The organism is Pseudomonas anatoliensis (genome assembly GCF_017976235.1).
Lineage (GTDB): Bacteria > Pseudomonadota > Gammaproteobacteria > Pseudomonadales > Pseudomonadaceae > Aquipseudomonas > Aquipseudomonas anatoliensis.
In genome coordinates this window covers 440,426-457,201 of record NZ_JACVHC010000004.1, presented here as the reverse complement: position 1 = coordinate 457,201, position 16,776 = coordinate 440,426, and the positions used below count along the sequence as shown (strand labels likewise).

Annotated in this window: 15 protein-coding genes; 11 read left to right on the top strand and 4 right to left on the bottom strand. The window is 59.9% G+C overall.

Annotated elements, in window-relative coordinates; all coding sequences use genetic code 11:
- Positions 1-103: 103 nt before the first annotated feature.
- Entirely contained in the window at positions 104-472 is a 369-nt protein-coding gene (locus tag ICA16_RS15745; protein WP_150604922.1) for a YkgJ family cysteine cluster protein, read from the bottom strand.
- A gap of 301 nt (positions 473-773) precedes the next feature.
- Between ICA16_RS15745 and ICA16_RS15740 the strand changes: the two genes are divergently transcribed.
- Positions 774-2,123 carry a spinster family MFS transporter gene (locus tag ICA16_RS15740; RefSeq protein WP_210553808.1) on the top strand — a complete coding sequence of 450 codons (1,350 nt, stop codon included), beginning with the start codon at positions 774-776 and terminating at the stop codon, positions 2,121-2,123.
- A gap of 155 nt (positions 2,124-2,278) precedes the next feature.
- Here the strand turns inward: ICA16_RS15740 and rapA are convergent, their stop codons facing one another.
- On the bottom strand, positions 2,279-5,125 hold the full coding sequence (gene rapA / locus ICA16_RS15735) for an RNA polymerase-associated protein RapA (protein ID WP_210700982.1): 2,847 nt from the start codon (positions 5,123-5,125) through the stop codon (positions 2,279-2,281).
- A gap of 254 nt (positions 5,126-5,379) precedes the next feature.
- On the opposite strand from rapA, the gene ICA16_RS15730 reads away from it, so the two are divergent.
- The 3 genes from ICA16_RS15730 to ccoM all read left to right on the top strand — a co-directional run bounded on the left by ICA16_RS15730 (position 5,380) and on the right by ccoM (position 6,275).
- Positions 5,380-5,721, top strand: a complete 342-nt coding sequence (locus ICA16_RS15730; protein WP_150604919.1) for an aspartate-semialdehyde dehydrogenase — start codon at positions 5,380-5,382, stop codon at positions 5,719-5,721.
- A 133-nt stretch (positions 5,722-5,854) separates the two neighbouring features.
- A complete protein-coding gene (locus tag ICA16_RS15725) occupies positions 5,855-6,016 on the top strand; it encodes a hypothetical protein (RefSeq protein WP_191626498.1) in 162 nt (53 codons plus the stop codon).
- A 145-nt stretch (positions 6,017-6,161) separates the two neighbouring features.
- A complete protein-coding gene (ccoM, locus tag ICA16_RS28335) occupies positions 6,162-6,275 on the top strand; it encodes a cytochrome c oxidase subunit CcoM (protein ID WP_003222396.1) in 114 nt (37 codons plus the stop codon).
- Positions 6,276-7,096: 821 nt separating this feature from the next.
- Here the strand turns inward: ccoM and ICA16_RS15720 are convergent.
- Together ICA16_RS15720 and ICA16_RS15715 are read right to left on the bottom strand one after the other, a co-directional pair.
- Complete coding sequence (locus tag ICA16_RS15720) at positions 7,097-8,572, bottom strand: inorganic phosphate transporter (RefSeq protein ID WP_150604918.1); 1,476 nt, start codon at positions 8,570-8,572, stop codon at positions 7,097-7,099.
- 370 nt (positions 8,573-8,942) lie between these two features.
- Positions 8,943-9,143, bottom strand: coding sequence for a hypothetical protein (locus ICA16_RS15715; RefSeq protein WP_008080067.1), 201 nt, complete (start codon positions 9,141-9,143; stop codon positions 8,943-8,945).
- 671 nt (positions 9,144-9,814) lie between these two features.
- Between ICA16_RS15715 and pcaR the strand changes: the two genes are divergently transcribed.
- The 7 genes from pcaR (at position 9,815) to pcaG (ending at position 16,698) form a co-directional block, all read left to right on the top strand.
- On the top strand, positions 9,815-10,657 hold the full coding sequence (pcaR, locus tag ICA16_RS15710; RefSeq protein ID WP_042558002.1) for a pca regulon transcriptional regulator PcaR: 843 nt from the start codon (positions 9,815-9,817) through the stop codon (positions 10,655-10,657).
- A 294-nt stretch (positions 10,658-10,951) separates the two neighbouring features.
- Positions 10,952-12,298: a 4-hydroxybenzoate transporter PcaK gene (pcaK, locus tag ICA16_RS15705; protein WP_210700981.1), complete on the top strand. Its 1,347-nt coding sequence runs from the start codon at positions 10,952-10,954 to the stop codon at positions 12,296-12,298.
- A 253-nt stretch (positions 12,299-12,551) separates the two neighbouring features.
- Positions 12,552-13,409 (top strand): CoA transferase subunit A, encoded by an 858-nt coding sequence (locus ICA16_RS15700; RefSeq protein ID WP_210700980.1) that lies wholly within the window; start codon positions 12,552-12,554, stop codon positions 13,407-13,409.
- Positions 13,409-14,188: a CoA-transferase subunit beta gene (locus ICA16_RS15695; RefSeq protein WP_150617612.1), complete on the top strand. Its 780-nt coding sequence runs from the start codon at positions 13,409-13,411 to the stop codon at positions 14,186-14,188. Before ICA16_RS15700 ends, ICA16_RS15695 begins: the two co-directional genes overlap by 1 nt.
- On the top strand, positions 14,185-15,390 hold the full coding sequence (pcaF, locus tag ICA16_RS15690) for a 3-oxoadipyl-CoA thiolase (RefSeq protein ID WP_191627713.1): 1,206 nt from the start codon (positions 14,185-14,187) through the stop codon (positions 15,388-15,390). Before ICA16_RS15695 ends, pcaF begins: the two co-directional genes overlap by 4 nt.
- A gap of 35 nt (positions 15,391-15,425) precedes the next feature.
- The gene (pcaH, locus tag ICA16_RS15685) at positions 15,426-16,130 is read left to right on the top strand and encodes a protocatechuate 3,4-dioxygenase subunit beta (RefSeq protein ID WP_210700979.1); all 705 of its coding nucleotides are present in this window, start codon (positions 15,426-15,428) and stop codon (positions 16,128-16,130) included.
- A 1-nt stretch (position 16,131) separates the two neighbouring features.
- A complete protein-coding gene (pcaG, locus tag ICA16_RS15680; protein WP_150617614.1) occupies positions 16,132-16,698 on the top strand; it encodes a protocatechuate 3,4-dioxygenase subunit alpha in 567 nt (188 codons plus the stop codon).
- Positions 16,699-16,776: the final 78 nt, after the last annotated feature.

The window sequence follows — 16,776 nt, the reverse complement described above, 5'->3', positions numbered from 1 at the left end:
GGCTGAAGACAAAAGTATAGAGGCGGTTTTCGGAGAGCAAGCGATAGTGGCACATTGGCGCTAATGATTTCGGCATTAGCGTCATAGCGATTGGCGCTAAGGGTCAGGCGCTCTTCTCAAAGGGGATTTCGGCCCAGTCCGGTTGCAAGGGGGGCAGCCCGAAACGGGCGCGCGCCTTGTCGCAATCGACATTCTGCTCGCCGTTTTCCCAAGACGACTCGAATTCACGGCAGGCGCTGGAGCGTTTGTCATAAATCGAACAGCTGACGGTGCTGCCAACGTCACCCTCCAATGCGGTGCATCGCGGCGATTTGCAGTCGGTGCCGTTCATCGCCACCCGGCTGGGAGAGATTTGGGTCACCAGCTCATCGGGTACTGTGCCCCCGGACGAAGCACATTCACCCCAGAAAAAAGACACGCGAAAATGGGAACAGCAGGCACCGCAATTCAGACACGGACTGACTTCGGACATTGGGGAGGGTATCAAAGGGATTGATCGGGAGATCCGGACGGATCCGGCGGCCATTCTAGGCTTCGCAACGGCAATGGGAAGGGGGGCTTGAAACTATTTTTTTGTGGCAAGGTTTTGCCGCAAAAGCCCCGGATTCACGGGGATTTCAGACTTATCAAGGGCTTACGTTTCGTTACAGTGACATTGCCCTATATCAAGCAGACGAATGATCACAGACAGCCGCCACCGCGCTGACTAGATTGCAGGTTCCGGGCTCGGATGCGTTGGCAGTGAAGCCCCATAACAATAAAGAGACGGACCCATGCAGAACTCGACCCAAGCGGCGAATGCCTGGCGCATTCTGTTCCTGCTGTTCCTTGCCAACCTGTTCAACTTCTTCGACCGCACCATCCCGGCGATCATCATCGAACCGATCCGCATGGAATGGCACCTCAGCGACTTTCAGCTGGGCATCGTCGGTACGGCGTTCACCATTGTTTACGCGATTGCCGGGTTGCCGCTTGGGCGCATGGCTGACACGGGTTCACGCAGCAAGCTGATGGGTTGGGGGCTGGCGACGTGGAGTGCGTTGACCGCCGTCAACGGGTTGGTCGGCAGTTTCTGGAGTTTCCTGATCGTGCGCATGGGCATCGGCATTGGTGAAGCCAGCTATGCGCCGGCCGCCAACTCGCTGATCGGCGATCTGTTCCCGGCCCATCGTCGGGCACGGGCCATGGGCATTTTCATGTTGGGGCTGCCATTGGGATTGTTGCTGGCATTCTTCACCATCGGCTGGATGGTCAAGGCGTTCGACAGCTGGCGCGCGCCATTTTTTATCGCCGCCGTGCCGGGCTTGCTGCTGGCGGTATTCATGTTTTTCATCAAGGAGCCTAAGCGCGGCGCGGCGGAAAGCGTGCAGGTGTCGCAGGAGAAAGTCGACAAGCCGATCCGCCGGATCCTCGCTGTGCCGACTTTCCTGTGGCTAGTGATGGCGGGGCTTTGCTTCAACTTTGCCACTTATGCCTGCAACTCGTTTCTGGTGCCGATGCTGCAGCGTTATTTCCTGATGCCGTTGCAGGAAGCGGCGGTGGCGACCGGTGTGATCGTTGGTGTGACTGGCCTGGTCGGCCTGACCCTCGGCGGCTGGATTGCCGACAAGATTCATCAGCGGGTGGCTAACGGTCGTCTGTTGTTTGCCGCATTCAGCCTGATTATCTCGACTGTGTGCACGGCTTGGGCACTGCATGCCGGGCGGATCGAGATTGGTCTGTTTGTTGCGGTGTTCAGCCTGGGTTGGCTGTTTGCCTACAACTTCTACACCTGCGTGTACACGGCGATTCAGGACGTGGTCGAACCGCGCCTGCGGGCCACGGCGATGGCGTTGTTCTTTGCCGGGCTGTATTTGCTGGGCGGGGGCTTGGGGCCAGTGGTGGTGGGTGCGTTGTCGGATCATTTCGCGCATACGGCGATGCTGGCGGCCGGAGCGCAGCAGATGACCGAAGCGTTCAAGGCTGTCGGGTTGCATGACGCGATGTACCTGATTCCGGTGGCGCTGCTGCTGACCATGGTGTTTCTGTTTTTGGCGGCGCGGTGTTTTGTGCGCGATGCGCAGCGGATGAAGGAGGGGTTGGTGGCTGTGGTTGAGCCAGAGGTTGTAGCGGCAACGGCTTAAGATCAAAAGATCGCAGCCTTCGGCAGCTCCTACAGGGTGCACACATTCCAATGTAGGAGCTGCCGAAGGCTGCGATCTTTTGCTTTGCTTTTGAGATAACAAAAGGCCCGCATCGCTGCGGGCCTTTTTGTTTTTTAGCGGTGAAGGAGGGCGGTTTAACCCGCCACCAACACCCGGATCGCTTCCAGGCGCAACGCCGCCTTATCCAGCATCGCCAGGCCCTGCTCACGCTGCTCGCGCAACGCAACCAGTTCGCTGTCACGGACGGTCGGGTTGACCGCCTGCAGCGCGGTCAGGCGCGCCAGTTCTTCGTCGGTGTCGGCCGCCAGACGGCGACGCGCCTCGGCCACGCGCTCGGCGTGACGCGGAGTGATCTTCTCTTCACCGGCATTGATCCGTGGCGTCAGCTGATCGCGCTGGGCCTGGATGAACTTGTTGGCGCTGGCCCGTGGCACGCTTTCGAGCTGATCGTTCAGCGTCTCGAACGAGACGCGTGACGACAAGTCGTTGCCGTTGGCATCCAGCAGGCAGCGCAGGGCGGCCGGCGGCAGGTAACGGCCCAGTTGCAGCGAACGCGGGGCAACCACTTCGCTGACGTAGAGCAGTTCCAGCAACACGGTGCCCGGTTTCAGCGCCTTGTTCTTGATCAGCGCGACGGCGGTGTTGCCCATCGAACCGGACAACACCAGATCCATGCCGCCCTGCACCATCGGGTGTTCCCAGGTGATGAACTGCATGTCTTCGCGCGACAGCGCCTGGTTGCGATCGTAGGTGATGGTCACGCCTTCGTCGTCGCCCAGCGGGAAGCTGGCGTCGAGCATCTTCTCGCTCGGCTTGAGGATCAGGGCGTTTTCCGAATGGTCTTCGCTGTCGATACCAAACGCATCGAACAGGGTTTCCATGTAGATCGGCAGGGCGAACTGATCGTCTTGCTCGAGGATGTCCTCGACCAACTGATCGCCTTCGCCCGAACCGCCGGAGTTGAGTTCCAGCAGACGGTCACGACCGGTGTGCAGCTCCTGTTCCAGACGTTCGCGCTCGGTGCGCGCCTCGTCGATCAGTGCTTGCCACTCGCTGTCGTCGGCTTCTTCGAGCAGCGGCAGCAGGCGCGGGCCGAACTGATGCTGCAAGGCATTGCCGGTCGGGCACGTGTTGAGGAACGCATTCAGCGCTTCGTGATACCACTGGAACAGGCGCTCTTGCGGGCTGGTTTCCAGGTACGGCACGTGCAGTTCGATGATGTGCTTCTGACCGATCCGGTCGAGACGACCGATACGCTGTTCCAGCAAGTCCGGGTGCGCCGGCAGATCGAACAGCACCAAATGGTGTGCGAACTGGAAGTTGCGACCTTCACTGCCGATTTCCGAGCAGATCAGTACCTGCGCGCCAAATTCTTCGTCGGCGAAGTAGGCGGCGGCGCGGTCACGCTCAAGGATGTTCATGCCTTCATGGAACACCGTGGCCGGTATGCCGGAACGCACGCGCAGGGCGTCTTCCAGGTCCATCGCAGTTTCGGCGTGGGCGCAGATCACCAGCACTTTGGTGCGCTTGAGCATTTTCAGCTGATCGATCAGCCACTCGACGCGTGGGTCGAATTTCCACCAGCGCTCTTCTTCGCTCGCGTCCGGCTGCGCCTGGAAACTGACTTCCGGATACAGTTCGGCGTGGTCGCCCAGCGGCAGTTCGAGGTATTCGTCCGGGCACGGCAGTGGGTACGGGTGCAGATTGCGCTGCGGGAAACCCTGCACGGCGGCGCGGGTGTTACGGAACAGCACGCGGCCGGTGCCGTGGCGGTCGAGCAGTTCACGCACGAGACGGGCGCTGGCTTCGGTGTCGCCATCGTTGACCGCGGTCAGCAGGGCTTCGCCTTCGTTGCCGAGGAAACCGTGGATGGTCTTGTGTGCTTCAGGCGACAGGCGCCCTTTGTCCAGCAGCTCCTGAACGGCTTCGGCCACCGGGCGATAGTTTTCGCTCTCGGCGCGGAAAGCGGCCAGGTCATGGAAACGGTTCGGATCAAGCAGGCGCAGACGGGCGAAGTGGCTGTCCTGACCCAGTTGTTCCGGGGTTGCGGTGAGCAGCAACACGCCGGGAATCACTTCGGCAAGTTGCTCGACCAGCGAATACTCGGGGCTGGCCTTTTCTTCGTGCCAGACCAGGTGGTGCGCTTCGTCGACCACCATTAAGTCCCAACCGGCGGCGAACAGTGCGTCCTGGGCTTTCTCGTCTTCGACCAGCCACTCCAGCGCAACCAGCGCCAGTTGGGTGTCTTCGAACGGGTTGGCGGCATCGCTTTCGATGAAGCGCTCTTCGTCGAACAGCGCAACTTGCAGGTTGAAGCGGCGGCGCATCTCCACCAGCCACTGGTGCTGAAGGTTTTCCGGCACCAGGATCAGCACGCGATTGGCACGGCCCGAGAGCAGTTGGCGATGGATCACCAGACCGGCTTCGATGGTTTTACCCAGGCCCACTTCGTCCGCCAGCAATACGCGCGGCGCGATGCGGTCGGCGACTTCACGGGCGATGTGCAACTGGTGCGCGATCGGTTGCGCACGCACGCCGCCCAGGCCCCAGAGCGAGGATTGCAACTGGCGGCTGGTGTGTTCGAGGGTGTTGTAGCGCAGGGAGAACCACGCCAGCGGGTCGATCTGCCCGGCGAACAGACGGTCGCTGGCCAGACGGAACTGAATGAAGTTCGACAGCTGGGTTTCCGGCAGGGTGACGGCTTCGTTCTGCGCGTTGAGGCCGTGATAGACCATCAGGCCATCGACGTCGTCGACTTGCTGGACGGTCATCTTCCAGCCTTCGAAGTGGGTAATGCTGTCACCGGGCGAGAACCGCACGCGGGTGAGGGGCGCATTCCGTAGCGCGTACTGGCGGGTTTCGCCAGTGGCCGGGTAAAGCACGGTCAACAAGCGGCCGTCCTGTGCCAGAACGGTGCCTAAACCAAGCTCTGCTTCGCTGTCACTGATCCAGCGTTGCCCCGGTTGATACTGCTGCGCCATGCTGCCTGACTCCCACCTTGAAAAAGCGGGCTATCTTAACGGAATGCGACCCTGAGGCCAAAGGAATACTGGGGTAGGAGCTGCCGAAGGCTGCGATCTTTTGATCTGGGGGAACACTTGGAATCCGTGTTGTCCCATTAAAAGATCGCAGCCTGCGGCAGCTCTTACAGGTGCCAAGTGCGTCACAGATTTTCGACCAGTGGCTCAAGGCGCCTGCGCCGCAGCCGATAGCCTGCTGACAGGAGACCCCTTATATGTTGCCACCGATGCTCCCCTTGAGCGTTGTGCCAGTCACTTCCCAGCAGGATCCGATCCGTCAGCGACCGGACATCCCTCCTGTAGTGCCGGTGCAGGAAAGCTCAAACGAAAGCACGATCGATCTGCAAAAGCGTGATCCTGAAGAGGACGGTTTGCTGCTGCGCGAAGAACAGCGTCGCCAGCAGGAACGTGATCGCCGTCGCCGCGAAGCCGATGAAGACCCCGAAGAACACCTCGCTGTGCCCGGCAACGAACTCAATGCCGACAACACCGTGCCCGTCGTGCCGCTGATGGAAGATCAGCCGCGTCAGGGTTTGTGGGTCGATATCGAGATCTGAGATTCGTCGTTTACATGAATTGATGTAGAGCGTTGGTGCTGGCGACTGGTCAGCGCTGGCGTCAGGCTGCATTATTGGCGCAGTCCTGCCGTTGTCGCGGCAGTTGTGATTATTTTTAGCGATGTGTGTTGCCATGAGCCAAGACGACAAACTGATCGACCTCAATGCTGAGCGTGCCAAGCGCGTACATGACATCAAAGAAAAGCGCTTGAACGAAGTGCGCAATGCCTTCGAGCAGGCGATGCCGTTGGGAAAAGCCAAGAAAAAGTCGAAAAACAAGCCGAAAAAGCGTTGATCTCCCCCTGCATCCTTTGATGCAGGTCAGTTATTTCCTCTCCTTTAGTTTTTGTGTTGGCCGGAGTTGATCCTGGTCAATGGTTGCGCCTGCGTGTTTGGTTAACTTAGTTCCATCGCAGCAGAGCAGGGCCGGGAGGCCAGTCATGTTTTTCGATAACGTGGTTTTTGCCGGAGTGCTGACCGTTGGCCTCATGGTTCTGTTTTTTGCAGGGTTTGGATTTTTTATCTGGAAGGATGCGAATAAGCGTAAGAAGTAGGTCGCGCTTTCTGGATTGATGAGCACGCAAGGCATTTTGGGCGACTTCGGTTGCCCTTTTTTTTTGCCTTGGCGGCTTGGGGGCCGACCAGGTTGTTGGGGTTTTGGGTTTTTATCCGTTGCTGCGATAACGGCTTCTTAGGGTTCCGCCCTTACGGCGGGTCACTTTGGCAGACGCCCCAAAGTAACCAAAGGTCTGTGCCCTGACGTTCGGCCCACTCGCTGGGGCTCGGGGTTCCTTCGTTCCGCGATTGATCCGGGCGCATCGCCTCCGGTTTGCTTCGCTGCACCTCCTCTCGATGTGTTTGGCTTCGCCAAACGGTCGCTGCGCTCCCACCCCCGGATCAATCCCTCCACTCAGCCTGCCGACGGGCCTGAAGATCAAAAGCTCAGCCGAGCTAACGCTCATCCTGTTGAGTGGTGGGGGAGCATACGGTCGGCTCTTGATTTGCTTTTGCTTTGGCTTTTGATTTGTTGCCCCATCGGCAGGCCGAGCGGAGGTGTTCATCCGGGGGTTAGGCGCGCAGCGCCGTGCGGCGTAGCCGCATACATCGAGAGGAGGTGCAGCGAAGCAAACCGTAGGCGATGCCCCCGGATGGACACCGTAGCGAGGGAACACTGAGCCTCAGCGAAGTGCCGTACGCCGGGGCAAAGCCTTTTGGGTTACCTTTTCGGCGTTTGGAAAAGGTGACTCGCCGTAAGGGCGAAACCGCCAGAGGCAACCCCCGCAGCAACGGATATGCCCCCAACCCCCAACCAACCTCCAGACCAAAAAAAGGCGCGATCCTCTCGAATCGCGCCTTTTTCATTTCCAGCTATCTATCAGCTACCCAGCGCCTTGGACGCCAGCCAGAACAACCCGGCCGACAGTGCCACGGTCGCCGGCAAGGTCAGTACCCACGCCAGAAGAATGGTGCGAACCGTCCCGCCTTGCAGGCCGCTCTTGTTGGCAACCATGGTACCGGCGACGCCCGAGGAGAGGACGTGAGTGGTGGACACCGGCAGGCTGAAGATGTTGGCCATACCGATCAGGGTCGCGGTAGTGATCTGCGCCGACATGCCTTGCGAGTAGGTCATGCCTTGCTTGCCTATCTTCTCGCCGATGGTCAGTACTACGCGTTTCCAGCCGACCATGGTGCCCAGGCCCAGGGCCAGAGCGACCGCCAGAATCACCCAGAACGGGGCGTATTCGGTGGTGGTGGTCAGGTCTTTGCGCAGTTTGTCGAGGTCAGCCTTTTCGCGTGGTTCCAGGCCAGGCAACTTGCCGACTTTCTTCGCAGTGTCGTCCAGGCACAGCAGGTAGCGACGGACTTCAATACGGCTGTCCGAAGACAGCGAGTGATAGTCCGCAACACCTTTAAGGGTGTGCAGCAGGGCAGTGATGGTCGGTTCGGTCTGCTGCGGGTTGCAGCGGAATTTCTCCGGCAGGTCGCCTTCTACGCTCTTGCCCAGGGCCAGGAATTCACCGAGGGATTCGGAATTGCGCTGGTAGAACTGGCTCAGGTGCAGGGTTGCGTCGCGGGTACGTTCGATCTGGTAGGTGGTGCTGTTCAGGTCGAGGACGAACTGCGCAGGTACGATACCGATCAGCACCAGCATGATCAGGCCGATGCCTTTTTGACCATCGTTGGAGCCGTGCACGAAGCTTACGGCCATGGCCGAGATCACCAGAACCAGACGGTTCCAGAACGGTGGGTGCTTCTTGTCGTCGAGTTTGCGGCGCTGTTCCGGCGTCTTGTGCATCTTCGACAGCGGGCGCCACCATTTCAGACCGATCAGCACCAGCGCCGCGATCAGGAAACCGGCCATTGGCGAGAACACCAGCGAGGCGCCGATGTCGATCGCCTTCTGCCAGTTCACACCATCGGCCAACGGAATGTCGTTGATCAGGGCGTTGGCCAGGCCGACACCGAGGATCGAACCGATCAGGGTGTGCGAGCTGGACGCCGGGATACCGAAGTACCAGGTGCCAAGGTTCCAGGCGATTGCAGCGGCGAGCAACGAGAACACCATCGCCAGGCCATGGCCGGTGTTCACATTGATCAGCAGCTCAACCGGCAGCAAATGGACAATGGCATACGCCACGCCAACGCCACCCAGCAGAACGCCGAGGAAGTTGAACACGCCGGAAAAGAATACCGCCAGGTGCGGCGGCATGGCTTTGGTGTAGATAACAGTGGCTACCGCGTTAGCGGTGTCATGAAATCCATTGATGAACTCGAAGGCGAGGACGAATGTCAGGGCGAGCAGGAGGCTCACAAGCACCCAAGCATCCAGTCCGCTGAATAAATCGATCATGAAGGTTTTCTGACCCGGTCGTAAGGGGGCGCGATTATGCCAGAAAAGTCTCGAAATCGATGCCCTACCTGCTCATCAGTAACACTCTTATTCGAATTAATTTGTTGCAGCGCATTAAAACCAAGCAGCGCGCAGGGTCTTTCAAGTTACTGATTTTATTGGGGAAGTCCCATGATGGCAGGGTTTTTTACCCATAAAACAAGGGGTCATACGCTTGTCTGAAATATAAATGAAACCTGTAAGAAGCTTCCTATCACCCTGTAGGACGGGCAATGGCTGCTGCCCGCGGATAGCGGGCGCACAGGGCATCATCGTCACACCGCGCTTGTAAACGGTGCGCACTGACCCTCGGATATCAAAACCGGTTGGCTCATGGCTCTTCGGCTTTGAGTTCCTTTTCGATCTTTTCGATTTCCTGCTTGAAGACCTGATCCTGAACGGTGGGGCGCTTACGCCACGCCTTGCGTTCGGGTTCGGGCTGAGCGGCGTAGGTGGTGACTTCCCCGCCGTAAACTTCCTTGTAACGTTGTTCCTGGCGCTCAAGTTCCGCGCGCAGTTCGTCTTTCGTCACAGTGCTACCTGTATGAGTTGAGTTAAATGTCTGGTGAAACGCACTGCAACGAATCGATTGAGCGAATCTACCGAAGGCCAACACCTGAACAGGCGTTGCTGGGATCGGCAAGACGATCAAGACTTGCGTGTAGCAGGCGGCTACGGCACCAGATTAAAACTGACGCAGCATCAGTTTCCAGTTTCCAGTTTCCAGTTTCCAGTTTCAGCGAGCGTTGGCGTTACATTGACTATAAGTGCCAGGCGCTGGCCGGGGCCGACAGCGATGGACATCGCGTCAGCGGGTGGCGACCTCGGTATTGCAAAACGGGGTCCCACTGAGGTGCATTATAGCGGTCGATTCGGGAATGACTATCTTTGCCAAGTTAAAAACGGTTCTGGATGTGTGATTGTTTTGTTACTCGCAACTTTTATCGGTAGTTGAACTGCGCACAGACCGTTATTTACGAAGTGATCTGTTTTTGGCGTCATTTAGTCGGTCAACTAAGGCGCTGACTCCGTGGTCCGTCGAAGTTCAGTAGACGTCGAGAGGGATAGGGTTATCCGCCGCGTGACCGATTGCGATAATCGGTCGGCGGTTCGATAATCGCCCAATCTTCGCGTCGCCACCCTTGTGCATCCCGCCGCGAGCCGATTGTATAGCCATCGATCCGAGCCGGATAAGGACCTGAAATGAACGATCAAATGCGCAACTCCTTCACTTCCGTGGCACCGCCGATCGTCGCCTCGCCGGCCAAACGCATTCAGGCGCTGACGGGGGATCCGGATTTCATGACCTCGCTGGCCCGAGGCCTGGCGGTGGTTCAGGCATTTCAGGAGCGCAAACGGCACCTGACCATCGCCCAGATCAGCCACCGTACGGAAATTCCCCGCGCTGCCGTGCGGCGTTGCCTACACACCTTGATCAAACTCGGCTACGCCACCACGGACGGTCGCACCTACTCGCTGCTGCCCAAAGTACTGACCCTCGGCCACGCTTATCTGTCGTCGACGCCGCTGGCCGTGTCCGCCCAGCCGTACCTCGACCGCATGAGCGAGCAACTGCACGAAGCCTGCAACATGGCCACGCTGGAGGGCGACGACATTCTTTACATCGCCCGTTCGGCGACCACCCAGCGTTTAATCTCGGTGGATCTGTCGGTGGGCGGGCGCCTGCCGGCGTATTGCACGTCGATGGGGCGGATTCTGCTGGCGGCGCTGGACGACACGTCGTTGGGTGAATATCTCGACCACGCCGAACTCGTTGCCAAGACCAGTCGCACGATTCACACCCCGGACGCCTTGCTCGAATGCTTGCAGCAAGTGCGGCAGCAGGGCTGGTGCATTGTCGATCAGGAACTGGAACAAGGCCTGCGCTCGATTGCCGTACCAGTCTATGACGCCTCGGGCCAAGTGGTGGCAGCGCTCAACGTCAGCACCCACGCCGGTCGCGTCAGCCGCACCGAGCTGGAACAGCGCTTTCTGCCGGGCCTGCTCAGCGCCAGTCGCGACCTCAGCGCACAACTGTTTGCCTGATGAAGCTGTTCGATAAACGCACAGTGTTGCGTTTATCGAATTGACGCTAAAACCCTTGGATCATTAATGTCGCGGCAGCGTCATCCGGCGCCGATGTGAATGAGCCCGCCGGACTGCCGACCCCCATAATAATGACAAGAGGCAACTCACCATGCGCATGCTCCCCGACTGTCTCCGCTCTGATCGCTGTTGCCGGATTCAACGCAACGCCTGATCCCGACCTTCTATTCTTGTGCCTGTGCCGCTCTCTGGCCGGCCGCCGTTCGACTGCGTTTTTTGCGTGGAATAAAAATAATGAACCAGCCTCAGTCCGCTGTGGGTAACTGCCTCGATGTGCAGACCTTCATCAATGCTCAACCAATCTCGCGCTATCAGTGGCGAGTGGTAATCCTGTGTTTCCTGATTGTGTTCCTAGATGGCCTCGACACTGCGGCGATGGGCTTTATTGCCCCGGCGTTGTCGCAGGATTGGGGCATCGACCGCGCCAGCCTCGGCCCGGTGATGAGCGCCGCGTTGATCGGCATGGTCTTCGGCGCACTCGGTTCCGGGCCTTTGGCTGACCGCTTCGGGCGCAAAGTCGTGCTGGTCGGGGCGGTATTTCTGTTCGGCGCGTTTAGCCTGGCCTCGGCTTACGCCACCAACATCGAAGAGCTCCTAGTCCTGCGTTTCCTCACCGGGTTGGGTCTGGGCGCCGGTATGCCCAACGCCACTACGCTGCTCTCGGAGTACACCCCGGAGCGCAAGAAGTCGCTGTTGGTGACCAGCATGTTCTGCGGCTTCAACCTCGGCATGGCCGGTGGCGGCTTCATTTCGGCAAAGCTGATCCCGGCGTTCGGCTGGCACAGCCTGTTGCTGATCGGCGGGATTCTGCCGCTGATTCTCACCGTGGTGCTGGTGTTCTGGCTGCCGGAATCGGCGCGCTATCTGGTGGTGCGCAACCGTGGCACTGACAAAGTGCGCAAGACGCTGGCGCCGATCGATCCAGTTACCGTCGCCCAGGCCTCGAGCTTCAGCGTGCCGGAACAGAAAACCGTCAAGGCACGCAATGTGTTCGCGGTGATTTTCTCCGGCACCTACAGCACCGGCACCTTATTGTTGTGGCTGACCTATTTCATGGGCCTGGTGATCGTCTATCTGCTGACCAGTTGGCTGCCGACGCTGATGCGTGACAGCGGCGCGAGCATGGAGCATGCAGCGTTCATCGGTGCGTTGTTCCAGTTCGGCGGGGTATTGAGCGCGGTCGGCGTAGGCTGGGCGATGGATCGGTTCAATCCGCACAAGGTCATCGGCACTTTCTACCTGCTGGCCGGGGTGTTTGCCTACGCGGTGGGGCAGAGCCTGGGCAACATCACGATACTGGCGACGTTGGTGCTGGTGGCGGGGATGTGCGTCAACGGCGCGCAATCGGCAATGCCGTCACTGGCGGCGCGGTTTTATCCGACCCAGGGTCGGGCGACCGGTGTGTCGTGGATGCTCGGGATCGGCCGTTTTGGCGCGATTCTCGGGGCGTGGATGGGCGCGACGTTGCTGGGTCTGGGCTGGAATTTTGAGCAGGTGTTGACGGCGTTGGTGATTCCGGCGGCGTTGGCGACTGCTGCTGTCGTGATCAAGGGCGTGGTCAGTCATGCGGATGCCACCTGACAGGTTGGTGTGAAGCGAAAAGATCGCAGCTCCTGCATTGGGAATGCGTACCCCTGTAGGAGCTGCCGAAGGCTGCGATCTTTTGCAGGCAACACAGAACGATAGGCTGGCAACAATCTGTTCGATAAACGAACACTCAGTCGATTATCGGATTGTTTGGTGTTTTTCACAGGCTTAATCTTCAGTGACTCCGGCGCTGAACCTCGCGCCTTTTTATCACTGGCGATCCACTACAAAAACGGGAGCCCGCTCCATGGCTGAGATCCTTTCGCTGCACGACGCGGTGAAGCAGTTCGTCAACGACGGCGATACCGTCGCGCTCGAAGGCTTCACTCACCTGATCCCTACGGCGGCGGGTCATGAAATCATTCGTCAGGGCAAGAAAGATCTGACGCTGGTGCGGATGACGCCTGACTTGATCTATGACCAACTGATCGGCGCAGGTTGCGCGCGCAAACTGATTTTCTCCTGGGGCGGTAACCCGGGTGTGGGTTCGCTGCACCGTCTGCGCGACGCGGTCGAGAAGCAATGGCCGCAGCTGCTGGAAATCGAAGAACACAGCCACGCTGACCTGGCCAATGCCTATGTGGCTGGTGCTTCCGGCCTGCCGTTCGCCGTGCTGCGCGCCTACGCAGGTTCTGACCTGCCGAAGGTCAATCCGCTGATCAAGTCCGTCACTTGCCCGTTCACCGGTGAAGTATTGGCGGCGGTGCCATCGGTGCGCCCGGACGTCACGGTGATCCACGCGCAGAAAGCCGACCGCAAAGGCAACGTGCTGCTGTGGGGCATTCTCGGTGTGCAGAAGGAAGCCGCACTGGCCGCCAAGCGCTGCATCGTCACCGTCGAAGAAATTGTCGATGACCTTAATGCCCCGATGAATTCCTGTGTTCTGCCGACCTGGGCCCTGAGTGCGGTTTGCCACGTACCCGGTGGCGCGCATCCGTCCTACGCCCACGGTTACAACGAGCGCGATAACCGTTTCTATCAGGCGTGGGATCCGATCGCCCGCGACCGTGAGACGTTTACTGCGTGGATCAACGAATACATCCATGGCAGCGCTGATTTCAGCGAATTCCAGGCCAAGTTGGCCGCTGCGTCGGAGGCCAAGTAATGACTTACACCACCAATGAAATGATGACCGTCGCCGCGGCCCGTCGCCTGAAGAACGGCTCGGTGTGTTTCGTCGGCATCGGCCTGCCATCCAAAGCCGCCAACCTCGCACGCCTGACCTCGTCGCCAGACGTGGTGCTGATCTACGAATCGGGCCCGATTGGCGCCAAGCCAAGCGTGCTGCCGCTGTCCATCGGTGACGGCGAACTGGCGGAAACCGCTGACACCGTGGTGCCGACCGGTGAGATTTTTCGCTATTGGTTGCAGGGTGGACGCATCGACGTCGGTTTTCTTGGCGCGGCGCAGGTCGACCGTTTCGGCAACATCAACACCACCGTGGTCGGCGACTACCACGCGCCGAAAGTGAGGCTGCCGGGTGCCGGTGGCGCGCCGGAGATTGCCGGTTCGGCGAAGAGCGTACTGATCATCCTCAAACAGTCGGCGCGCTCGTTTGTCGACAAGCTCGATTTCATCACCTCGGTCGGTCATGGCGAGGGCGGTGATTCGCGCAAGCGCTTGGGCCTGCCGGGCGCTGGTCCGGTCGGCATCATCACCGACCTGTGCATCATGGAGCCGGAAGAGGGCACCCATGAGTTCGTGGTCACCGCGCTGCATCCCGGCGTGACCCGCGAGCAAGTGGTCGCCGCCACCGGTTGGGCCATCCGTTTTGCCGACAGCGTCGACACCACCGCCGAACCGAGCGAAGTCGAACTGACCGCGCTGCGCGATCTCGAAGCGCGCACCGCGGCGGCCCACGGTCAGGCACCAGGAGAAGCATGATGCGTGACGTTTATATCTGCGACGCGATTCGCACCCCCATTGGCCGTTTCGGTGGTGGTCTGGCCACCGTGCGCGCCGACGATCTGGCCGCCGTGCCGATCAAGGCGTTGATGGAACGCAATCCATCGGTGGACTGGACCGCAATCGACGAGGTGTTCCTCGGTTGCGCCAACCAGGCCGGCGAAGACAACCGCAACGTCGCGCGCATGGCGTTGCTGCTGGCGGGCCTGCCGGAAACCGTGCCGGGCGTGACCCTCAATCGCCTCTGCGCTTCGGGCATGGATGCAATTGGTACGGCGTTCCGTGCTATCGCCAGCGGCGAGATGGAACTGGCGATTGCCGGCGGCGTCGAGTCGATGTCCCGCGCGCCGTTTGTGATGGGCAAGGCTGACGCGGCGTTTTCGCGCAACATGAAACTGGAAGACACCACCATCGGCTGGCGTTTTATCAACCCGTTGATGAAGGCGCAGTACGGCGTCGATGCGATGCCGCAGACCGCCGACAACGTTGCCGATGACTATGAAATTTCCCGCGAGGATCAGGACGCTTTCGCCCTGCGCAGTCAGCAACGTACTGCGGCCGCGCAGGCTGCCGGCTACTTCGCCGAAGAAATCGTCGAGGTGCGGATTGCGCACAAGAAGGGCGAAACCGTGGTCAGCCAGGATGAACATCCGCGTGCCGACACCACGATTGAAGCCCTGAGCAAACTGAAACCGGTCAACGGGCCGGACAAAACCGTCACCGCCGGCAATGCCTCCGGGGTTAACGACGGCGCGGCCGCGCTGATTCTGGCCTCGGCTGATGCGGTGAAAAAACACGGTTTGACTGCCCGCGCCAAAGTGCTGGGCATGGCCAGTGCCGGGGTAGCGCCACGGGTTATGGGCATCGGCCCGGTTCCGGCGGTGCGCAAACTTATCGAGCGCCTTGGTGTGGCGGTCAGTGATTTTGATGTGATCGAACTCAACGAAGCCTTCGCCAGCCAAGGCCTGGCAGTGCTGCGTGAATTAGGGCTGGCGGACGATGCCGCGCAGGTCAACCCGAACGGCGGCGCGATTGCCTTGGGGCACCCGTTGGGCATGAGCGGTGCACGGCTGGTGCTGACCGCCCTGCATCAGTTGGAAAAGACTGGTGGCAAGAAAGGTCTGGCGACCATGTGCGTCGGAGTCGGCCAAGGTCTGGCCCTGGCCATCGAACGCGTCTGACGCAGCCGTGACGAAGAAGAACAGAGGAAAGCGAAATGTCTGACAAGCCTGGTTACCGTCGCCCGCAGGAAGGCACCCAGCCTGAGTACCTGCACCCGGCGTATCAATCCACCAATCTGCGCTCGCCATCGAAGCCGTTGGTGTTTCTGCCGCATTCGCTGTCGGAAATCACCGGTCCGACCATCGGCGCCGAGCGTGTTGCCGAGAAGGACAACGACCTGACCGCCCAGCACGACGGTGAGCCGCAGGGTGAGCGCATCATCGTTCACGGCCGTGTGCTCGACGAAAACGGTTTGCCGGTGCCGGGGATTCTGGTGGAGATCTGGCAGGCCAACGCCGCCGGCCGCTACAACCACAAGCGCGATCTGCACGACGCGCCGCTGGACCCGAACTTCACCGGCACCGGCCGCACCGTGACCGATGCCGACGGCTGGTACCAGTTCCAGACCATCAAGCCTGGCGCCTACCCGTGGGGCAACCACCACAATGCCTGGCGCCCGGCGCACATCCACTTTTCGCTGTTCGGGCCGAGCATCCTCACCCGGCTGGTGACGCAGATGTATTTTCCCGGCGATCCGCTGCTGGCCTACGACCCGATCTACAACTGCGTGCCAGACACGTCGGCCAAGGAACGCCTGATCGCCAGTTTCGATCTGGAAAAAACCATTCCGTCCTACGCCCTCGGTTATCGCTGGGACATCGTGCTGCGCGGGCGTGAAGCCACGCCGATGGAGAAATAAGATGACGCTGACTGCGACCACGTCCCACACCGTCGGGCCGTATTACCACATCGGCCTGACCTGGCTGAACCGCGAAAACCTCGCCAATGAACAAACCCTCGGCGAGCGCGTGGCGATCACCGGTCAAGTGGTGGACGGCAACGGCGATGTCGTCAACGACGCCATGCTTGAAGTGTGGCAGGCCAACGCCGCTGGCAAGTACGACCACCCGGAAGACGAGCAGGACAAACCCCTCGATCCGCATTTCGAAGGTTTTGGCCGAGTGCCGGTGGATGCCGAAGGGCGTTTCCGTTTCACCACGATCAAACCGGGTACGGTTGAGGGCCTGAAGGGCTCGACCCAGGCGCCGCACTTGGTGGTGTTGGTATTTGCCCGTGGGTTGGTGAAGCACTTGCTGACGCGGATCTACTTTGAGGGTGAGCCGGCCAACGTTGCTGATCCGCTGCTCGAATGCGTGCCGGCCGAACGTCGTGCGACGTTGCTGGCCAAGCCGGATGCGTCGGGAGTTTATCAGTGGAATGTGATTTTGCAGGGCACTGAGGCCGAGACTGTGTTCTTCGATTATTGAGATCAAGAGCAAAAGATCGCAGCCTTCGGCAGCTCCTACATTTGGAACGTGCTTTCTGTAGGAGCTGCCGAAGGCTGC